The sequence below is a fragment of the Chryseobacterium sp. S90 genome (genome assembly GCF_047444895.1).
Taxonomy (GTDB): Bacteria; Bacteroidota; Bacteroidia; order Flavobacteriales; family Weeksellaceae; genus Chryseobacterium.
Map to the genome: position 1 here is coordinate 187354 of NZ_JBLGCX010000006.1, position 20082 is coordinate 207435.

A 20082-nucleotide genomic window follows, 5' to 3' on the forward strand; every position below is an offset into this window, starting at 1 on the left:
ATTTATTGTATTTTATTTTTTCGTACCATAAGTCACCATCAGCTGGATTCTCTTTGGATTGGTATTCGTTTTATCTATACCTGTAAGAATAACTCTGTTCATATCAAATGCTCTGGTTGTATTACGAACTCCTAAAAGGGTTCCTGTAGCATTTGCTGCAAATGTTCCAGCACTGATTATTAGTGGTTTATTCTTAATGAAGTTCCCATCACTATCTTTTACATCTTCAACAAGATCCTTGATTGTTTTTGTTACTACAATGTCATAATAATCTTTATCCTTGTTGTAATTATACAACCCAAGCCCTGTTGACAAGTCTGAAGTATAAGCTAATTTTGAGAAATCAATAGTACCATTACTATTTAATGTATTGGTTAGAATTGAAAATCTACGATCTTCTGTTGAGTTGGTATTCTTCCAGCTTAAAGGATCTACATATACTCTTATCTTAGCACTTAAAATACCTGCTTTCTTTTCAACATAGATCTTCTTAAGGTCTGCAATGGTCTCATCCTTAATTTTCATTACTACAGAAGGACCACCCATTCCCTGAACATAAAGTTTTTCATCACCTTCAGAAGTATTAATTGCAGCCAATGCTTTTTCAACAGACGAGTTAGTTCTGCTGTATTCATATAATCCGATATGAGCATTAGAACCTCCTAAGTTGAAAACAAGATTTGTTTGTGGTCTTGTTGTTGTTCCGTTATCTGTTTTGTCATATTTGTAATACATGATAAGCTGCAGATCATTAGGAGAGAACTGATAAAGATATTTATCAGTTTCATCCACAGAAATTTTTATTCCTTTAAAATATCTGATAAAGTTAGAAGCATCCTGAAGTTCAGGCTTTCCTTTTTTATCAAGGATATGAGTCTGGAAAAAGTTTGTATTGCTCAATTTCATTCTGAAACCAAGATTCCCTGTAAACACAACTGAATTATCAGATTTCTTAGTAATAGATATAGAATTAATGTTACCGTCAAACACTCCTGATCCTAACAATTCGCCAGTGCTTATTGATTTATTGGAACGTTTAAAGGTATCATCATTTGAATCTAAGAACGTAGTAACTTCATGTACATTGATTTTCATTGATTTTGAAGCACCACCTATTTTACCGTATTTACGAACAGGATATGTTTTTCTCTCAATAGAAACGGCTGTAGCTACTCCATCTACCGGAAAATCGCTTTTCTCAAATGTATTTGTTTTTAATGAATCGCTTTCAAAGAAATAAGTACTTGCAGTAGTATTCGCTGGTGGTCTTACTACAAGAACAACTGAATCTACTTTTGGATTCGCTCCGTTAAAATCATAATTATCTACCGGCATTCTCAGCTGAGTAACATAAGATGCTCTCTGCATTCCAAACTGGTTTTCAGTAAAAGCTCCAAGAACACCAACATATGAAGCCGCACCAGATTCACTCACACCGCTGATTAATCTGGCAGCATCACTTCTGATTGAATCATTGTTGCTATAATTGTATGCGATAACTGGATATGCAATTTCATTACCTTGTGCTGCATCATCATTGAACAACTGTTCACCAAGAGAATCTGGATCCGGTTCACAGTTATAAAGGATTGTACTTCCGAAAATCGCCAATAAAAGCATGGCGAAGGTCCTTTTAAGATTATGAGTCATTAAAAATGTGTTTTTAATAAAGTTGATTTATAGAATCTATGTCAAGATATTCCGACTTCTCGGTAGTAGTTTCGTTGAAAGCCTTATCCAGGTCTTCATCCAGAAACTCGTCACCTTTCACAACAGCGTTTACATAGTTCATACTTTCGATAACAAAGCTTTTAATTGTTGGGTTATCTAACGCTTTTAATCCTGAAATATTATCAAACTGTAGTTTTTCGTCGATCTTTTTATCCAAATCCGCATCCTTCTCATTATACAGAGAAAGTACAATTTTCGCGTCTTTGAAATAAGTATCTGATTCGTAGTAAGTTTTAAGATAAATTGGAACAAAAGAAGCCATCCATCCATTTAAATGAATGATATCCGGCACCCAGTTTAGCTTCTTAATCGTCTCAATAACTCCTCTGGCAAAGAAAATCGCTCTTTCATCATTGTCTTCGAAAGGATTTCCTTCATCGTCAAAATAGTATTGTTTTCTTTTGAAGTATTCTTCGTTGTCAATAAAGTAAACCTGAAGTCTTTCCCCCGGAAGAGACGCTACTTTAATGATCAGAGGCTGGTCCAGGTCATTGATGATAATATTCATTCCTGAAAGACGGATTACCTCATGAAGCTGGAATTTCCTCTCACTTATTTGTCCAAATCTTGGCATAAAAACTCTTACATCATTGCCTTCTTGGTGCATCTTAAGTGCCATTTTGTTTACCACTGCAGCCATATTTGTATCTTCCTGATATGGATACATCTCTGTAGTAATGTACAGTATTTTTTGATTCGGCATAAACTTTCTATCTAATTTTTGTAAAAATGCTTTAATGTGCAAAATTACAAAAAAACATCCAACATTATTTTAATTAACATTTTTTTACGAAAATTCCCTTTTCCAAATTATTAAAAGTGCATATTATTATGCGATATTTTTAGTATTTTTGAAATAGCATTAAAATAAACTATGGAAGTTATAAAAAACAGGAAAGTCCTTCAGGATTTCATTGAAAGACAGAAAGAAATGGGGAAAAGAATTGGCTTTGCACCTACGATGGGCGCTTTACATAAGGGCCATCTTTCTCTGTATGAAGAGGCAAGAAAAGAAAATGACCTTGTTATTTCTTCAATTTTTGTAAATCCAACCCAGTTCAATAATTCTGAAGATCTTGAAAAATACCCAAGAGATGTTAACAGAGATATTCTTATTCTTCAAACTTCAGGTCTTGTAGATGCCGTTTACATCCCTGAGGTAGCAGATATCTACCCTGAGAAAACTGAAAGCCAGCGTTATGATTTTGATGGATTGGAAAATGAGATGGAAGGAAAATCCAGACCTGGACATTTTGACGGTGTAGGAACCGTTGTAGAAGAGCTTTTCAGACAGATACAGCCTGACAATGCTTATTTTGGAGAAAAAGACTTTCAGCAGCTTGCTATTATTAAAAAAATGGTAGATAAAAAGCATCTTCCTGTTAAGATATCAGGAGTTCCAATCTACAGAGCAGAAAACGGACTGGCATTAAGCTCAAGAAACCAGAGACTTCATGCAGACCGAAAAGAAGCTTCTAAAGTCATTTATGAGACTTTAAAAAAAGTAAATGACTGGTTCAGAACCGTTACTATACCAGAAATAAAAGAAAGGGTAACAGATATTTTTGACAATCAGCAGGGAATGAAGCTGGAATACTTCCTGATTGCTGATGAAAACACCTTACAGGAAACTGATTTCTTCTATAAAGACAGAAAATTCAGAGCATTCATTGTAGTAGTGGTGGATGGTGTAAGATTAATTGACAATATGCATTTAGATTAATACGACAAGAAAACATATTTTTTATAAGAAAAAAACTCTGATGTTGTCATCAGAGTTTTTTTGATTTATTATAATAAAACCCAATCATTTCAGATATGTCTGGTATTGTTAAATTTATTTATTACGTAGAATACAAAAAATCAAAGGCCTCCTGAAGGAAGCCTTTGAAACACCAAATCACAAAATATTAATATGAAAAAAATTTACTTTTCAGTAAACTTGTGACCCGGCTGGGATTCGAACCCAGGACCCATACATTAAAAGTGTATTGCTCTACCAGCTGAGCTACCGAGTCGGCCACAATTAAAATGAAATAAATTTCAATATTAATTATAAATTTTTCTTTGCAGTGCCTGCGACTGGACTCGAACCAGCACATCCTTAGGAAACCACCCCCTCAAGATGGCGTGTCTACCAATTTCACCACGCAGGCAATAAAATTACAAAATCCAGTAATTTTTATTGCTTGTGACCCGGCTGGGATTCGAACCCAGGACCCATACATTAAAAGTGTATTGCTCTACCAGCTGAGCTACCGAGTCGGTCACTTACTCATCAAGTTTTCATTTAAGTAATGTCCCTTGTTTTAAGTGGTGCAAAGATATGACTTTTTTCTTTATCTCAAAACTTTTTCGCAAATTTGTTTAAAAAAAATTCATGGTAATTTCATTGATCGGATACATGGGGAGTGGCAAATCTCACATTTCCAAAATATTAAGCGAAAAAATCGATTTTAAATTGATTGATCTCGATAAAGAGATTTCCAGAAGAAACAAATTAACCATCCCGGAAATTTTTGAAAAGAAGGGTGAGATTTACTTTAGAAAGCTGGAAAGAGAGGCCCTGGAAGAGATATTGGCTTCGGAAGAAAATGTAGTTTTAAGTCTTGGCGGAGGAACTCCTGTTTATTACAATAATATGGAGATCATCAATCATAATTCCAAAAGTGTTTTTTTAAGAAGCTCTGTAGGAACATTGGTTGAAAGGCTTTCAAAACAGAAAGAAAAAAGGCCGTTGATTGCCAATATATCTGATGAAGACCTCCCGGAATTCATTGCTAAACATTTATTTGAAAGAAATCAGTTTTACAGTAAAGCGCAATTCACTGTAGGTACAGATTCCAGAGAACCGGGAGATATTGTCAACGAAATAATAGAAAAGCTCTATCTCTAGAGCTTTTTTATTTTATATTAATCTTCGTTTTCTTCCGCATTATCTGTCTCTCCAAAGAAATCATCCCAGTCTGTAAAATCAGAATCAATGTCGTTACCTACATAATCATCCATTTCCCTTCTGTCTTTCTTCGTAGGTCTTCCTTCTCCTTTGTTTCTGTAATAGTCTTGTGACATTTTACGAAGTTTCAACAGTTCATACTGTTCTTTATCTGTTACGTCCTGAATATGAAGAGGCACCAATTTGGCTCCTATCCTGCTTTTAGGAATCTGAATTACTTTTATTTTATAATCAATCTGATTCTTACGGATTTTAATAGTATCTCCTTCTTTTACCTCTTTAGATGACTTTACGGCAGACGTTCCTATAGAAACTCTGTTCTTTTTAATCTCCTCTGCTGCAATACTTCTCGTCTTATAAAAACGAATGCTCCATAAAAATTTATCTATTCTCATATTTTTTTATACTTTTGCCGTTATATTATTTGTAAAGTAATTAAAGTTTTTTGAAATGAAAAAAATATTTTTATATATCCTTGCAGGATCTTTGTGTTTTTCCGCCTGTAAAAAAGATGATACGACAGAACCTTATGTAGAGCCGGAAGACATTACAACACAAAACACATATGATGATCAAGCCATTAAAAAATTGATGGATGAAAATTATCTGGATGCACAAGGTAATATAAAAGCTTTCAGTTCTACGGATACTGCGGATGATAATGAAAAAAAATTATCTGAACTGAATCCCGTAACACTTCCTTCAGGAACTATCTATATTATCAGAAATGGAGCACAACCTCCTGCTAACCCCACTCCTCCTTATGAATCTACAATCAAAGATGATGATATTATCAAAATCATGGGAAGAACTTACTCTTATCTGGCTGTTAATTCTGACGGAAACACATCATTCACGTCAAAAGCCGCGTTTTTAAATACCATTGACGGAACAGGTATTCCTGTTATCGACCCAATGTTTTATTATGTAAAGAAATCAATATTAGAGGCTGGTACAACTGATGCTGCAAAAAAAGCAAAATATTACCAGATTCCTGGTTTCAGAGAAGCTTTACAAAAGTTCAAAGCATTCAATAATCCTTCTAGTGAGGCTCCTTATAACTTACAAGGAGTAATTATTGTTCCTTCCAGAGCTGCTTTTGCTAGAAACCCTCATTATCCTTACTTAAATACTTCTTACAGAAATAAATCTTTTGTATTCAACTTTCAGATTTATGGAAGAGAGGACAGACCAAGTGGTGAGAAACAAACAACAGAACAACAACAATAAAAATATTCATACAATAAAAAACACCGTCTTAATGACGGTGTTTTTTGTTATACTTAATGTGGATTACGATCTTGCCTTCTGCTTCACATTTCCTAAAATATCCGGGAAGTAAAGATCTGCAAGGTGGTCAAACTCATCTCCTCTCATAAACATGGTAGCATCTACTTCTTCATAAGAACTTCTTCCTGCAGCAGCAATCAGTTCATTGCATGTATGAAGCGTGTTTTTATGGAAGTGATATACTCTTTCTGCCTTATCCGTCACATCAAGCCCCTTAATAAGCATTTTATCTTGGGTAGCAACTCCTGTAGGACAGTTGTTTGTATTACATCTCAACGCCTGAATACATCCCAGAGAGAACATAAATCCTCTTGCATTATTACACATATCTGCACCCATCGAAATTGCTCTCAGAATATCCAGACTGGTAAGAACTTTTCCGCTGGCAATCACTCTTAGTTTATGTCTTACATTATAGTTATTAAGCGTTCTGTTGACAAATATCAAAGCTGGTTCCAATGGCATCCCTACTCCATCTGAGAATTCCGGCGGTGCAGCTCCTGTTCCTCCTTCCGCTCCGTCTATGGTAATAAAGTCCGGATAAATTTTCAAAACATTCATTTGAACGCAGATATCTTCAAATTCTTTGGTATCTCCGATACAAAGCTTGAATCCTACAGGCTTTCCTCCTGAAAGTTCTCTTAGCTGCTGTACAAACCTCAGCAATCCTGCTGCATCAGAGAATGAGGTATGTGATGGTGGTGAAATAACAGTCATTCCAGGCGTTACGTGACGGATCGCTGCAATTTCCGGAGTGTTTTTTACACCCGGTAGAACTCCACCATGCCCTGGTTTTGCCCCTTGTGATAGTTTGATCTCAATCATTTTCACATTAGGAAGAGTTGAATATTTTTCAAAAAGCTCCGGATTGAACTTTCCTTCTTCATCACGACATCCAAAGTATCCTGTTCCGATCTGCCAGCATAAATCCCCTCCTTCCATATGGTGGGGTGAAATTCCTCCTTCTCCTGTATTGTGATAAAAGTTTCCTTTTTTGGCACCTCTGTTCAGTGAGATCTGAGCTCTGTCACTCAATGCTCCGAAACTCATGGCTGAGATATTAAATAATGAAGCGTGGTAAGGTTGTGTACATTGTTCTCCTCCTACCCATACTCTCGGAAGTTCTTCTGATGGTGATTTTGCATAAATAGAATGCTTGATCCCTTCATATTTTCTGTGATTAACTTCCAGCTGTGTACCGAAAGCTACGGTATCACTTAAATTTTTTGCACGTCTGTATACTGCAGAACGCTGATTTCTTGGAAACGGTTTCCCGTCTGTTTCCCTCTCAATAAAGTACTGCTGCATTTCAGGTGAAATACTCTCGAAAAAATACCTGAAGTATCCCAATACAGGAAAGTTCCTCAAAATAGCATGTTTCGATTGGTAAGCATTGTATACACCTAATGCATAAATTGCGGATAACAGCGTTGGTATCCAATAATGCGCTCTGATCAGTATTGCTATAATCCATGTAGCAATTACTAATACAATTCCCCAAGATAAAAACTTATCTCTCATGAATGTAGTATTTAAAAGTTTAAAAATAAATTTAGTAGAATTTTAGCAAAGAGCCTACGCTTTTGCTAAAAAATTTTGGTAAGAAGATTGCACAGAAACCGTGCCATCTGACAGGATTTTTTCTAAATTTAGAAATTCGATTTGGTTTACGGATGCAGGATCAAAGTCTTTCTGGACTCTCACATAGTTTTCAGTGAAGCCAAACATTTTCCCGTCTTTATTTTCGTGCTCCCAAAGAACTGGAAGCGATTTTCCAAGTTGTGTCTGATAAAATGCCATTTTCTTCTTTTCAGATAGAATTCTAAGCATTTTATTACGTTTTTTTCTTTCAGCTACCGGAACAACACCTTCCATGGCAGCAGCTTCCGTATTTTCTCTTTCAGAATAGGTAAATACGTGAAGGTAAGTAATAGGAAGTTCATTAAGGAAATTATAGGTTTCCATAAATATCTCCTCTGTTTCACCTGGGAAACCTACAATAACATCTACACCAATAGCCGCATCAGGCATTACCTCGCGGATTTTGTTGACTCTGTCATTGTATAGTTTTGTCAGGTAACGGCGTTTCATCTTTTTCAGGAGATCATCACTTCCGGACTGTAACGGGATATGAAAATGCGGAACAAAGCTTTTACTTTTAGAAACCAGTTCGATACTTTCATCTTTCAAAAGGTTAGGTTCAATAGAAGATATACGGATTCTTTCAATCCCTTCTACTTTATCAAGTTCCGAAATAAGATCAAGGAAAGTATGTTCGTGTCTTTTATTTCCGAATTCACCTTTACCATAATCACCGATATTCACACCTGTAAGAACAATTTCTTTGATGTCTTTTGCAGCAATTTCTGTGGCGTTTCTGAGAACATTTTCAATAGTATCAGAACGTGAAATTCCTCTTGCTAACGGGATCGTACAGTATGTACATTTATAGTCACAGCCATCCTGTACTTTCAGGAAAGCTCTGGTTCTGTCACCAATAGAATAACTTCCAATAAAGAAGTCTGTTTCTTCAATTTCACATGAGTGCACTACTCCTTCATTCTCAGATTTCTCCAAATCATCAAGGTAGCTCAGAATATTGAATTTTTCTTTCGCTCCTAAAACAAGATCAACACCTTCAATTTGGGAAATTTCTTCAGGTTTCAATTGTGCATAGCATCCAACAATAACAACCAGTCCTTCCGGATTGGCTTTCATGGCTCTTTTTACATGCAGTTTACACTCACGGTCAGCATTTTCTGTCACCGAACATGTATTGATAACATACACGTTTGCTTTTTCATCAAAACTTACCTTATCATAACCTGCATCTGTTAATTGACGGGCAATAGTAGATGTTTCCGCAAAATTTAATTTGCAGCCAAGTGTATGAAACGCGGCAGTTCTATGAAAAGTAGACATTTGTTACTCCTGAATTTTATGGGTGCAAAGATAGTAATTTTAATAAGAATCCAAGATTGATTCAATCTATTGTTTATATTCATCCCTTACTTCAGGGCTGTTTTGAAAGCAGACGGGTGATGAATTGGTATCTGGTTCACTATTTAAAAATTTGCTTTTCATTTCTGTATTAAACTCCTGAGAACGGTTTCTGGCAATAGACAGTGTATTCCAATCTTCATTTTTTATCATTTTCGCGATATAAACAATCTGACCAATATGATAAGGATAGTGAGCTAACTGGCGGAGAACAGCATCAATAACAGGGTGAGCTTCCCCTCTGATATAAGTTATTGAGTAAAGGTTGTCATCATTTATCTTTTCAAGGGCATCAAAAAAACATTCCCAGCCTTTTTCCCAAAAATCCAGCACCTGTTCTTTAGTAGTAAATGTATTGACAAACTCTCCGTCACGGTTACGCCAGGATTTTTCACCATCTTCAGTAAGGAAATTGGTCCATCTTGAAAGCATATTTCCGGCAATATGTTTCACAATGACAGCAATAGAATTACTTTCATCATTATACTGCCAGAACATCTGCTCCTCAGAAAGCTGGTCAAATGTTTTATCTCCCAGGGATTTATAATATTCAAAACGTTTTACAAACAGGTCTTTCATTTTTTCTATTTTGATACCTAATTTAAAAACTTTTAAAAATAAAAACCACTTCATTTGAAGTGGTTTTATCTATGTATTATATTTATTGTTATTCTCTGTTTTTTACCAATACCCAACCTGTAAATTTGATTGCTGTATTATTTTTATCATTTTCATTCCATGTGATAGAATACCAGTATGTTCCGGTAGGCACTCTTCTTCCGCCCTGTGTACCATCCCATTTATAACCATTTGATCTGTCTGCCTGGAAAATTTTGTTTCCATAACGGTCAAAAATATTCATAATCAGGTTTTGTTTATTGCCTAATGCTGAATAATCAATCACATCGTTCACTCCATCCGCATTTGGGGTAATCACGTTAACCAAATTAGGTACAACCACTCCTATTTCTATCGGATCACAATCATAAGCGTCTTTCACGTATACTTTATGATCTCCTCTCGAAAGATTATTAAAAATATTGGAGTCCTGCCAGATGATATTGTCTATTGAATATTTATATGCCGGATTTCCTCCTGTTACTGAAACTGTAATTGTATTATTTGAGATATCAATTCCGGAAACAACCGGCTGTTCGGAAGGAAGTACTTTTACTGTTTGTGTAGCAATACATTCTCCTGTTTTAAGTTTTACCCAATATACTCCAATTCCTGCTTTGATCGTTTGGGTAGTGGCACCTGTGCTCCATTCGTAGCTTTTGAATCCTGGCCCAGCATCCAGTGTCGTCTGATCTTCTGCACAAATAGTTACATCTTTAAGTTTATCAGAATATACCGGAGCAATAACAACTAAAGTAATTCTGGCTATTGCATAACATCCCTGAGCATTGGAAACTCTTACATATACAAATCCATTAGGAGCAATATAATTATTAGCATTCAGAATTTCATTGGTCTGATTGACAGCATCGGTCAATGAAGGATAATATTTCTTGGTCGGATTGGTCTGGCCGGTTACTGAAGCATTAACAAGATTGAAAGATGCAGTAGATGGATTGCCCTCGATGAAGCATGATCTCAGTGTCACTTCATTCACCACCACTACCGGATAAAACTTCAAGGTGATCTGTGCCACCGCAGTACAGCCAAATTCTGAGATGACTTTTACATAAACCATCCCTTCTGCAGATACAAATGCCATAGGAGTAGTAATCTCATTGATACCGGCATTGAGATCCGACATCGTATGATAGTATTTTTTAGTGACATTCGGGTTTCCAATAACATCTGCTGTGGTTAAATCAAATAAAGCTGTACCTGCATTATTATTGTTACATTCGGTTAATGTTACATTTTTAACTGTAATGGAACCGTCTTTGAATTTAAACGTTCCAACCTGCTTACACTTATTAAGCGGATTGCTGGCATTAGTTGGATCGGTATAATTGATACTGTAATAGTAAACAGTAGTCGTATTTACTGTGATTGGAGCCGTAATAGGATTATTTCCTGTTAAAGCATCATTCTGGCTCAGATGATAACTTACATTAAAGTTTTGATTTCCATTAAGAATTCCCGCAGACAATGTAGAAAAATCAAACAGAGCCGTACTTGAACATATGACCACTTCTCTCGGATCGGCAGGATTAGCCGCAGGAATTCCAGGAGGTGTAAATGGTTGTGTCTGAATATTCGGGTCTGTAAATGGTGAAGCCAGTGTAGCAGTTCCACCCCATGTCAAAGAAAACGGAGCCGTTGTAGAACTGGTACTGCTTACCCAGTTATCAATAAATAAGTAATACGTCTGTCCTGGCAAAACATCCATATATCTGCAATAGGGTGTCAGAGAACCTCCGGCAGCACTCAGAAGAGTACTTGTCATATTTAATCCTGTAGCCGGGCCAGGCCCGATAACGGTTGCAGCATTACAACGTATGGGTGAACCTAAGCTTCCACAGTTTACATTAGGACCAAAAATAGCCCAGTCATAATCGGCATCCGGATTATTCGGAACCAGATCAAAAGTAAGGGTACCTCCGGTAGCAATCGTAATTTTATACCAAATGGAATTATGCTCTCCGGTGAAGTCTATACAACTTCCTGAGTTTACCAATTCTTTTATATTACCATATCCTGTAGGACTGTAAGTGATATTTGAGTTTCCGCAGACGGATAATGCGGTAGCACAATCTGCCTGAGAATAATAAGTATGAGAGATGCACAGAAGTATGAAAAGTAAAAGTTTTCTCATAGATTACATGTTTTTATGGTTTATTAGTTATACATCATATTGATATTCAACGTACACCAAATATACCCATATTTTAATTACAAACAATAAAATCTATATAATTTTAAACTATTTCAAATTAAAACACGAAATAATTTAAAAAAGTTCACACAAACACAGTTTAAAGCACGAAATACCTAAACACAAGAAAACACCAGAAATTTTATTTTATACTGGTAATATTCCCACACAGATTTTCAAGATGAAATATTTTATGGAAAGGACTTTTCACCTCTGTCAAATGTTCTTTATCCTGAATAAAGGTATATCTTGAAGCAATAGAATTCATATCTGAAACAATCACCAGCCAGCATTCATCCACCGAGGTATCGTAGTAAGGAAATTTTTCATTTTTCTTTTCAATGAGTTCAAGAATTTTTTCCGAGCAGAGTTCATCAAAAAGGTTCATGCTGTATTCATGAGTAATAAAGACATTTCTTCGATGAAAAGATTTCCTTATGCTTTTTACACAGCCCACAGGTTTGTTTTTTTTGATGCTTTTATAAATATTAATGATATTTTCCTGCTGTGCTTCAAGATGATCAAATTTAGTTGCCGGATGGAATTCTAAAAAATAAACACCACGATATTTCGTAGTGTCTTCCTGTTCTAATAATATTTCTGCCTGACGGAACATTTTATTCAAAGTGCTTTCCACTTTCTTCATTTCCAGATGATTGATTACTTCAGTCAGTTCTATTCCGATTTTTTTGTCGTTTAACTTTGCGATAAAGTCCGGGCTCTCGCAGGTAAGGTTTTCAAATTTCACTTCGGGGAAGTGATGCATAAAAGAATTAAGAAGCAGAATCTCGGATTTCTTTCTGTATTTTTCACGGTCATGAAGCGGAGATTCGTCTATGGTACGGTGATACTTCTCCATGGGCTTTTTTTTCAAATGCCTGTTCAGGTAATATAAACTCAGATTCTTTATCAGATCTTCCTCAGAAAACGTCTTTTTCATGTGTGATTTTTTTATTTAATTAAGAACACATGCAGCCATGGGCTTTCATCGTTAAAAGTTTTTGATAATCAAAAATTTACACACTTAAAGGTAAGTAAAAAAACAATTCGATGCTTAGTTTTAAAATTAATTTATCTGTTAATTAATGTAAAGTTTATTTTCATAATTAATACCTTTGTCTTTTTCTAACACAAACGCACATTTATGGATTTTAGGAATTTCAGAATACCCTACAATATCAATCCTCAATATTCCAAAAAAACCGCCTATTTCTCGATGGAATTTGCTCTTGAGCAGGTACTTAAAATATATTCGGGAGGACTTGGCTTTCTGGCCGGATCTCATATGAGAAGCGCCTATAATCTTAAACAAGATCTTATAGGAATTGGAATTCTATGGAAGTTTGGTTATTATGACCAGGCAAGAAATCATGATCAGACTTTACAGCCTGTATGGACGAGAAAAATGTACAGCTTTCTGGAAGACACCGGAATAAAATTTCAAATTGAAATCCACAGTGCTCCGGTTTGGGTAAAAGTATGGTACCTTGATCCTGAAACTTTCAATACGGCACCTATGTTTTTTCTTTCCACAGATGTTCCGGAAAACGATCATGTTTCCAAAACAATCTGTCACAAATTATATGATGCCAATGAATCTACCAAGCTTGCCCAATATATTTTATTAGGAAAAGGAGGTGCCAAGCTATTGGATGAATTGAATATTGAAAGAGATGTTTACCATCTTAATGAAGCTCACGGGCTTCCGGCAGCCTTTTATCTGTTGAAAAAATATAACGGAGACCTTAATAAAGTTAAGGAAAAACTGGTTTTCACAACACATACGCCTGAAGAAGCAGGAAATGAAAAACATAGTTTCAGATTATGTTATGATATGTCCTATTTCTCCGGCTACAGCATGGAAGAAGTAAAAAAGATTGAAGGTTCCAATGATGACCGCTTCAATCATTCCCTTTGTGCATTAAGGATGGCTAGAATTGCCAACGGCGTTTCTCAGCTTCATGGTGTGGTTTCCAGAGCCATGTGGAATAAATATTCTGACATCTGTGAAATTACGTCTATCACTAACGCACAGGAATTTAAATATTGGTCTGATAAACCTTTATACAACGCTAAAGATGAAAATGATGCCACCGTTTTTGACTACCGTAAAAAGTATTTGAAGAAAAAGCTTTTCAGTATCGTTGCGGATCAAACGGGAAATTTATTTAACCCTAATATTTTTACCATTGTCTGGGCAAGAAGATTTGCAGGCTACAAAAGAGCGGAACTTCTTCTGCATGATAAAGAAAGATTCTACAGACTTCTTAACAACCCGAAATATCCGGTACAGATCATTTGGGCAGGAAAACCTTATCCAATGGACTATTCAGCCATTTCCACATTCAATACTCTGGTTGAGGAAAGTAAAAATCATAAAAGTATGGCTGTTCTTACAGGATATGAACTTAGTTTAAGTAAATCTTTAAAACAAGGTTCGGATCTATGGCTTAACAACCCCAGAGTTCCAAGGGAAGCTTCAGGAACTTCCGGTATGACCGCTGCTATGAACGGTTCTGTGAATTTATCTACCGACGACGGGTGGATCCCGGAATTTGCCAAACATAAAGAAAACTCTTTCGTTGTTCCGAAAGCAGATTATATGAACATGAGCATCTATGAACAGGACAACTATGATTTAAACAAATTATATGAAATCCTTGAAAACGAAATTCTTCCGACCTATTACGATCATCCTGATGAATGGAGAAAAATCCAGCACAATGCAATGAATGATGTGAAAGATCATTTCAACAGCGACAGGATGGCAGATGAGTACTACAAAGTGCTTTATAATGAAACGAAATAGAGAAAATTTTCACTTCTCATAAAAAAAGCCCGGAAAATTTCCGGGCTTTTCTTTATAGGTTTATTTACTTTTTTTCTTTGTTGGTACTTTAAGACCCTTTTCTCTAGCTTCAGAAATGCCGATGGCTACGGCTTGCTTTCTGCTTGTAACTTTCTTTCCGGAAGAAGATTTCAGTTTTCCTTCCTTGAATTCGTGCATAACTTTTCCTACTTTGTCCTGAGCTTTTTCTGAATATTTAGTCTTGCTCATGATTTGATTTTTTTAAGATTTTGGCAGGGAAACCCCTATTTCATAAACGCAGGCATGTTTCAAATACTTTGAACGCTCTCTTGATGTTACCGATTCAAAATGATCATTTTTGATCACAATGATCGGGTCTTCCGCATTTTCAATTTCAAAATTGGCAAAATATCTTTCATCGGGTGGAGATTGCTGTTGTCTCGCTTTTATTTTTTGCAACTCATCCGCATATTTTCTGAATCCAGGATCTGAGGAATGAATAAATTTGTATTCATCGCCTGCATCCACATGGTAATGAATTTTTTTCTCTATCAAACCTGCTTCATCAGTAATTTCGGGATTATCATTCCCGTCTCTAAACACCACTTCTACCAATGTTCCTCCTTTTTTGTGGGCGCATTCTTCTGCGTCATTAAAACTGGAAAAACCTGTATAAACAATCTGGTCGTTTAATACATAACGGTTCAGTTTCTGGTTGTATGCATTCGTTTCCATAATTATCATTTGATTTGATTTATAGTTATTATATATTCAATTTTTTTGCCAAATTGTCTTTTTTTAAAAATTTCATTATTGAATATTATTAGAGTACGAAAAGGATATCAAATCCTGATTTTGCATTTTATATGGTTATATAAGTAAGAATTATTAAATTTGGAATCATTAAAATTGAAAATGAAAAAACTCCTATTAACTCTTACCGTTGCTGCTGTATTCCAAAATGTATCGGCACAGGAAATTACTTTAGATAAAATATATTCAGGATACTACCGTGGAAAAGGGATCGCAGGAATCACTTCCATGAAAAACGGTGAAAATTATCTTGTGATTGAACCTTCAGGAATTGCAAAATATTCTTATAAAACTTCACAGAAGGAAGGAAATCTTGTGGACGGAAGATTTGAAAGCTATATTTTTTCTGATGATGAATCTAAAATCCTTTTACAGACAGGCAGCCAGCCTATTTACAGACATTCTTTCCTGGGAAAATTTGATGTAAAAGATTTAAAATCCGGAAAAGTAATCAGTCTGAATGAAGGTAAAACAGTTCAGGAGCCTACATTTTCACCGGATGCAACAAAAGTGGCATTCATTTCTGACAACAACTTGTTCTATCAGGATCTTGCTTCAGGAAAAATCACGCAGATTACTACTGACGGTAAAAAGAATTCAATACTGAATGGTTTGGCAGATTGGGTTTATGAGGAAGAATTCGGACATGCAAGACAGTATGAATGGACCAAGAATTCTGATGCTATTGTATTTGTAAAGTCTGACGAAGGACAAGTACCGGAAATCTATATTCCTATCTACGGAAAAAGTCTTTACCCGGCCGAAATGCGCTATAAATATCCAAAAGCAGGTGAGAAAAACTCTGTTGTTTCCGCACAGCTATACCGTCTTGATAACGGAAAAACAATGCAACTAAACTTAGGTTCTTTCAAAAACTATTACATTCCGAATGTATTCCAGACTGCAAAAGCAGATGAAATTGTTTTAATTACTTCTGAGAGAATTCAGAATGCTTCAGATATTTTAAAGGTAAATACCAAAACAGGAGCTGTTCAGAAATTATTTACTGAAACGGATGACAAATGGATCGATACAGACAGCCCTACTCTTGAGTTTCTTGAGGATGATTCTTTCCTTTGGGCTTCTGAGAGAGACGGAAACCGCCACCTTTACTGGTATGACAAAGATGGTAAGCTTAAAAAGCAGATCACAAAAGGAAACTGGGAAGTAACAGATTATTATGGATTCAATCCAAAATCGAAAGAAATTTACGTTCAAACTACCGAAAAAGGGAGTATCAACAAGGTTATTTCTAAAGTAAATATTGAAAACGGAAAATCTCAGCTGATCTCCAATGCAGAAGGAAATAACTCTGCCAATTTCAGCAAGAACTATAATTATTTCATTGAAACCTCTTCTACAGCTGCTAAACCTTACACTTATGTTTTAAAAGACGGGAACGGAAAAGCTGTAAAAGAACTTCAGAACAACAATGATCAGTTACAGAAATTAAAAACGGATAATTTTGTTGAAAAAGAATTCATCACCATTCCGAATGCGGTAGGTGATCAGATGAATGCCTGGATCATGAAGCCTAAAAACTTTGATCCGAATAAAAAATATCCTTTATTTATGTTCCAATATTCCGGGCCAGGATCTCAGCAGGTTGCTAATTCATGGGATAACGGAAATGCAATGTGGTTCAACCATCTTGTACAAAAAGGATATATTGTAGCTTGTGTAGACGGTCGTGGAACGGGTTACAAAGGAGCAAAGTACAAGAAAGTAACCTATATGAATTTAGGGAAATATGAGATTGAGGATCAGATCACTGCAGCAAAGTGGTTTGGAAACCAATCTTATGTTGACAAAAGCAGAATCGGAATGTTCGGATGGAGCTTCGGTGGGTATATGACCAGTCTGGCAATGACCAAAGGAGCAGATGTTTTCAAAGTGGGAATTGCCGTAGCACCGGTAACCAACTGGAGATATTATGACTCTGTATACACGGAAAGATTTATGAGAACTCCTCAGGAAAACCCTGACGGATATGATAAAAACTCTCCTACGGAATATGCAAATTTATTGAAAGGTAAATTCTTGTTAATCCACGGAACAGCTGATGACAACGTTCACTTCCAGAACTCTATGGAATTCTCCGAAGCTTTGATTCAAAACAAAAAACAGTTTGATTTCATGGCTTATCCTGATAAAAACCACGGAATCTATGGTGGACAGACAAGACCTCAGTTGTATCAGAAAATGACTGATTTCATATTGAATAATTTATAAACAGTATATTATATCTAATAAAAAAACCTTTCAAAAGTTTGAAAGGTTTTTTTATTTAAGGATATTTTACAGCTTTATCCAGTTCTATTGGATTATTAAAAGACTTTATTTTTTTTCTTTCATTGGCCTCAGCGGGTTTCAACTGTTCTTTGGTGAGAATGGTACCGTCTTCAAGTTGCAACTTCTTTCCTTCAGGTAAAACAAGTCTTCCATTCATTATATATTTAAAAGGACTATTATATAATTCCAGTTTCAATTTATCCAGCTTGGCCTGATTAACGGGAATTGCTCTGGAAATAGAGTTTTCTAGCGAAACCTGTTTATAATCCTCTACAATTTTTTCGCTTTTTATGACCTTGAAATGGTAATCTTCCTTTGTGTCATACAACTCTACAATGAGCCCTGGTAATCCATTAAATTTATAAGGGCCATAAGGAATGGGAATATCCTTAGAAAACCATGCTACCCAGCTTCTTCCTCCAAATTGTGTTGTTGCCTTTTGAAGGTGAAGTTCATCAGCTATCTTGATACTATCTGTAATTTTCCAGTTCTGTTCCGCCTTCTCATCAATTTTATAAAAATTCACATCTCCTATATATTCATAGTTTTGGTATTCATTACTATTATTTTTTTTAATCAGAAATGAAGTCTGTTTATACCCTTTAAATCCATATTGATTTTTAGTCGCATATATTGAATCATTGATATAGTATATTCTATTATAATATTTCATTTCATCTTTAGAGATATCCAGATTAAAATTTTCTTTAATAAGATTTTTTGAGGTGGAATCTTTCTTTGATACAACATCATATACAAATCTGTTGCTTTGAGCAAAACAGGTAAATGTTCCCAATAATAAAAATAATAGCTTTTTCATAGTTTAATTTAGTCAATCATTTCAGATAAGAAATATTCTAAATCTGCTCTGTCATATTCTATAGGGTATTGATAACCATTGATAAAAATATCTGGTGTAAAATTAATATCATTTATCTTTCTCCATTTTTTCTGATTATTTAAGATCGCAATGACATTCTCTTGATTTTTAAACAAATGAGAATACTTATTATTCCATTTATCTATTCCATTTTTATCAGTTCTTATCTTATACCACTCTTCCAAAGCTACAAAAAAAGTGGTTTTATCTTCCGAATTTTCATAAATGCTGGCCATATTTATGTAGGTGGTACGTAATTCTTCAGGAAAAATGTCCAGATCTGCATCCAATACAAGGCGAACATTAATTTTATTCCCGTAATTATTTATTATTCTCATAAATGTCGGGTAGAATTCTTTGCAATATTTACAAGCAGGATTCGTCACTAACGTTAGTGTTAAATTAGAATCCGAAGTTCCAAAATTAAAAGAATTTAAAAAATCGTCATTAAGAGTTTTCTTTTGAATTGAAAGATTATTTCTGAAGAAAGTATAGTTCATTTTAAATCTTGAACTTTTTACAATCTCCTCTTTCAGTTTATTATCCCAGTTAATTTTTTCTTTTAAATAAAGAAGAAACAAAGCAGACGCCGAAACAAATAGCACATACAAAACAATAGAAAATGGATTGATCTTTACTATTGGATTAGGTAAAAAAAGCAAAAGAACCAACTGAGCATAAACACAAAGTATGATACCAATACAAACCGGACACAATTTTTTAATAACAATCATCTGATAGTATAATGAAACAAATGAGATGGGTATAAACAAATAGAATATATACTTGTATATAAAATAATAAAAACTCAGATCTTTATATATAGCTAAAACTATAAAACTAATAATTTGAGAGAAAAAGAATAATAAAGAAATCTCTGATATATCCAAAAACTTCCATTTCTTATAATTAAATACATAGTCACAATCAGTTTTTAACATCTTATTCTGACATACCCCTAAAGGTATAATAGTTCCTTTGCCATGAGTTTTTTTATAGGCTTCATAAGAAAGGAAAATTCCTAAAAATGAAAGTGATAAAAATGCGATCCCCGCATAAAAGAAAGAAAAGTCTAATAATAAAACAGACAATACAAGAGTTCCCAATAAAAGACTACTCCATAAGAAAAGATTATTTTTTTTCTTTTCATTGTAAAAACTCTCTGATTTATCAACTAATAAGACAACATTGGACGCTGAGACATTATAATTCTTTTTGTCTTCTAATTTAAAGCCTTCATCATTGATGGATATAAAATTTTTAGGCAATAATTCAACATCTTCTTCATCTATTTCAAACACTGAGCAATCAATATTAAAAAAATGAAGTGTATCGGAAAAAGACAGAATATTAGGAAATTCCGGATGACCATTTAATTGATATTCAAACTCAGTCTTATCAATATGGATATCGACAAGATTTAAATAGCTTGTTAATATATTAATATTTTTCTTCATAAATACTTAAAAATAATCAGCAAT

The 20082-nt window shown here is 34.8% G+C and carries 17 protein-coding genes and 3 tRNA genes; 5 read left to right on the forward strand and 15 right to left on the reverse strand.

The annotated features are described in order from the left end of the window. Window positions 1–12: 12 nt before the first annotated feature. Together ACLMCG_RS16655 and ACLMCG_RS16660 are read right to left on the reverse strand one after the other, a co-directional pair. Window positions 13–1650 carry a DUF4270 family protein gene (locus ACLMCG_RS16655; RefSeq protein ID WP_413960310.1) on the reverse strand — a complete coding sequence of 546 codons (1638 nt, stop codon included), beginning with the start codon at window positions 1648–1650 and terminating at the stop codon, window positions 13–15. A 13-nt stretch (window positions 1651–1663) separates the two neighbouring features. Then, window positions 1664–2434, reverse strand: coding sequence for a glycogen/starch synthase (locus tag ACLMCG_RS16660; protein WP_149835216.1), 771 nt, complete (start codon window positions 2432–2434; stop codon window positions 1664–1666). A 171-nt stretch (window positions 2435–2605) separates the two neighbouring features. Between ACLMCG_RS16660 and panC the strand changes: the two genes are divergently transcribed. After that, window positions 2606–3454, forward strand: coding sequence for a pantoate--beta-alanine ligase (gene panC, locus ACLMCG_RS16665; protein WP_413960311.1), 849 nt, complete (start codon window positions 2606–2608; stop codon window positions 3452–3454). 222 nt (window positions 3455–3676) lie between these two features. On the opposite strand, the gene ACLMCG_RS16670 is transcribed toward panC, so the two are convergent. The 3 genes from ACLMCG_RS16670 to ACLMCG_RS16680 form a co-directional block, all read right to left on the reverse strand. Then, window positions 3677–3749: transfer RNA gene (locus tag ACLMCG_RS16670), tRNA-Lys, on the reverse strand. Between the two features lie 55 nt (window positions 3750–3804). After that, window positions 3805–3887: transfer RNA gene (locus tag ACLMCG_RS16675), tRNA-Leu, on the reverse strand. A 36-nt stretch (window positions 3888–3923) separates the two neighbouring features. Continuing rightward, a tRNA-Lys gene (locus tag ACLMCG_RS16680) sits at window positions 3924–3996 on the reverse strand. 115 nt (window positions 3997–4111) lie between these two features. Between ACLMCG_RS16680 and ACLMCG_RS16685 the strand changes: the two genes are divergently transcribed. Further along, the gene (locus tag ACLMCG_RS16685) at window positions 4112–4627 is read left to right on the forward strand and encodes a shikimate kinase (protein ID WP_413960312.1); all 516 of its coding nucleotides are present in this window, start codon (window positions 4112–4114) and stop codon (window positions 4625–4627) included. A 17-nt stretch (window positions 4628–4644) separates the two neighbouring features. On the opposite strand, the gene ACLMCG_RS16690 is transcribed toward ACLMCG_RS16685, so the two are convergent. Further along, window positions 4645–5082, reverse strand: coding sequence for an RNA-binding S4 domain-containing protein (locus tag ACLMCG_RS16690; RefSeq protein ID WP_413960313.1), 438 nt, complete (start codon window positions 5080–5082; stop codon window positions 4645–4647). A 55-nt stretch (window positions 5083–5137) separates the two neighbouring features. On the opposite strand from ACLMCG_RS16690, the gene ACLMCG_RS16695 reads away from it, so the two are divergent. After that, a complete protein-coding gene (locus ACLMCG_RS16695) occupies window positions 5138–5917 on the forward strand; it encodes a hypothetical protein (protein ID WP_223601145.1) in 780 nt (259 codons plus the stop codon). A 63-nt stretch (window positions 5918–5980) separates the two neighbouring features. Here the strand turns inward: ACLMCG_RS16695 and ACLMCG_RS16700 are convergent, their stop codons facing one another. From ACLMCG_RS16700 to ACLMCG_RS16720, 5 genes are all read right to left on the reverse strand, one after another. Beyond that, window positions 5981–7498: an FMN-binding glutamate synthase family protein gene (locus ACLMCG_RS16700; RefSeq protein WP_413960314.1), complete on the reverse strand. Its 1518-nt coding sequence runs from the start codon at window positions 7496–7498 to the stop codon at window positions 5981–5983. A gap of 54 nt (window positions 7499–7552) precedes the next feature. Further along, on the reverse strand, window positions 7553–8899 hold the full coding sequence (gene mtaB, locus ACLMCG_RS16705; RefSeq protein WP_413960315.1) for a tRNA (N(6)-L-threonylcarbamoyladenosine(37)-C(2))-methylthiotransferase MtaB: 1347 nt from the start codon (window positions 8897–8899) through the stop codon (window positions 7553–7555). A 66-nt stretch (window positions 8900–8965) separates the two neighbouring features. Further along, entirely contained in the window at window positions 8966–9556 is a 591-nt protein-coding gene (locus tag ACLMCG_RS16710) for a DUF1572 family protein (RefSeq protein ID WP_413960437.1), read from the reverse strand. A gap of 88 nt (window positions 9557–9644) precedes the next feature. Continuing rightward, window positions 9645–11747 (reverse strand): T9SS type B sorting domain-containing protein, encoded by a 2103-nt coding sequence (locus tag ACLMCG_RS16715; RefSeq protein WP_413960316.1) that lies wholly within the window; start codon window positions 11745–11747, stop codon window positions 9645–9647. 202 nt (window positions 11748–11949) lie between these two features. After that, window positions 11950–12747, reverse strand: a complete 798-nt coding sequence (locus ACLMCG_RS16720) for a hypothetical protein (protein ID WP_413960317.1) — start codon at window positions 12745–12747, stop codon at window positions 11950–11952. A 204-nt stretch (window positions 12748–12951) separates the two neighbouring features. On the opposite strand from ACLMCG_RS16720, the gene glgP reads away from it, so the two are divergent. Then, window positions 12952–14616, forward strand: a complete 1665-nt coding sequence (glgP, locus tag ACLMCG_RS16725) for an alpha-glucan family phosphorylase (RefSeq protein ID WP_413960318.1) — start codon at window positions 12952–12954, stop codon at window positions 14614–14616. 60 nt (window positions 14617–14676) lie between these two features. Here glgP and ACLMCG_RS16730 read toward each other — a convergent pair whose 3' ends face one another. Next, window positions 14677–14865, reverse strand: a complete 189-nt coding sequence (locus ACLMCG_RS16730; RefSeq protein ID WP_223601139.1) for a DUF6496 domain-containing protein — start codon at window positions 14863–14865, stop codon at window positions 14677–14679. Window positions 14866–14877: 12 nt separating this feature from the next. Beyond that, the gene (locus ACLMCG_RS16735) at window positions 14878–15351 is read right to left on the reverse strand and encodes a hypothetical protein (protein WP_223601138.1); all 474 of its coding nucleotides are present in this window, start codon (window positions 15349–15351) and stop codon (window positions 14878–14880) included. A 180-nt stretch (window positions 15352–15531) separates the two neighbouring features. Between ACLMCG_RS16735 and ACLMCG_RS16740 the strand changes: the two genes are divergently transcribed. Continuing rightward, complete coding sequence (locus ACLMCG_RS16740) at window positions 15532–17661, forward strand: S9 family peptidase (RefSeq protein WP_413960319.1); 2130 nt, start codon at window positions 15532–15534, stop codon at window positions 17659–17661. Between the two features lie 55 nt (window positions 17662–17716). Here the strand turns inward: ACLMCG_RS16740 and ACLMCG_RS16745 are convergent, their stop codons facing one another. Then, the gene (locus tag ACLMCG_RS16745; protein ID WP_413960320.1) at window positions 17717–18541 is read right to left on the reverse strand and encodes a GLPGLI family protein; all 825 of its coding nucleotides are present in this window, start codon (window positions 18539–18541) and stop codon (window positions 17717–17719) included. Window positions 18542–18549: 8 nt separating this feature from the next. Next, window positions 18550–20058 carry a thioredoxin domain-containing protein gene (locus ACLMCG_RS16750; protein ID WP_413960321.1) on the reverse strand — a complete coding sequence of 503 codons (1509 nt, stop codon included), beginning with the start codon at window positions 20056–20058 and terminating at the stop codon, window positions 18550–18552. Between the last annotated feature and the right edge of the window lie 24 nt (window positions 20059–20082).

Excerpts from the sequence above, each read along its gene's own strand:
- ACLMCG_RS16655 (WP_413960310.1), bottom strand. The coding sequence starts at position 1,650 with ATGACTCATAATCTTAAAAGGACCTTCGCCATGCTTTTATTGGCGATT.
- ACLMCG_RS16660 (WP_149835216.1), bottom strand. The coding sequence starts at position 2,434 with ATGCCGAATCAAAAAATACTGTACATTACTACAGAGATGTATCCATAT.
- panC (WP_413960311.1), top strand. The coding sequence starts at position 2,606 with ATGGAAGTTATAAAAAACAGGAAAGTCCTTCAGGATTTCATTGAAAGA.
- ACLMCG_RS16685 (WP_413960312.1), top strand. The coding sequence starts at position 4,112 with ATGGTAATTTCATTGATCGGATACATGGGGAGTGGCAAATCTCACATT.
- ACLMCG_RS16690 (WP_413960313.1), bottom strand. The coding sequence starts at position 5,082 with ATGAGAATAGATAAATTTTTATGGAGCATTCGTTTTTATAAGACGAGA.
- ACLMCG_RS16695 (WP_223601145.1), top strand. The coding sequence starts at position 5,138 with ATGAAAAAAATATTTTTATATATCCTTGCAGGATCTTTGTGTTTTTCC.
- ACLMCG_RS16700 (WP_413960314.1), bottom strand. The coding sequence starts at position 7,498 with ATGAGAGATAAGTTTTTATCTTGGGGAATTGTATTAGTAATTGCTACA.
- mtaB (WP_413960315.1), bottom strand. The coding sequence starts at position 8,899 with ATGTCTACTTTTCATAGAACTGCCGCGTTTCATACACTTGGCTGCAAA.
- ACLMCG_RS16710 (WP_413960437.1), bottom strand. The coding sequence starts at position 9,556 with ATGAAAGACCTGTTTGTAAAACGTTTTGAATATTATAAATCCCTGGGA.
- ACLMCG_RS16715 (WP_413960316.1), bottom strand. The coding sequence starts at position 11,747 with ATGAGAAAACTTTTACTTTTCATACTTCTGTGCATCTCTCATACTTAT.
- ACLMCG_RS16720 (WP_413960317.1), bottom strand. The coding sequence starts at position 12,747 with ATGAAAAAGACGTTTTCTGAGGAAGATCTGATAAAGAATCTGAGTTTA.
- glgP (WP_413960318.1), top strand. The coding sequence starts at position 12,952 with ATGGATTTTAGGAATTTCAGAATACCCTACAATATCAATCCTCAATAT.
- ACLMCG_RS16730 (WP_223601139.1), bottom strand. The coding sequence starts at position 14,865 with ATGAGCAAGACTAAATATTCAGAAAAAGCTCAGGACAAAGTAGGAAAA.
- ACLMCG_RS16735 (WP_223601138.1), bottom strand. The coding sequence starts at position 15,351 with ATGGAAACGAATGCATACAACCAGAAACTGAACCGTTATGTATTAAAC.
- ACLMCG_RS16740 (WP_413960319.1), top strand. The coding sequence starts at position 15,532 with ATGAAAAAACTCCTATTAACTCTTACCGTTGCTGCTGTATTCCAAAAT.
- ACLMCG_RS16745 (WP_413960320.1), bottom strand. The coding sequence starts at position 18,541 with ATGAAAAAGCTATTATTTTTATTATTGGGAACATTTACCTGTTTTGCT.
- ACLMCG_RS16750 (WP_413960321.1), bottom strand. The coding sequence starts at position 20,058 with ATGAAGAAAAATATTAATATATTAACAAGCTATTTAAATCTTGTCGAT.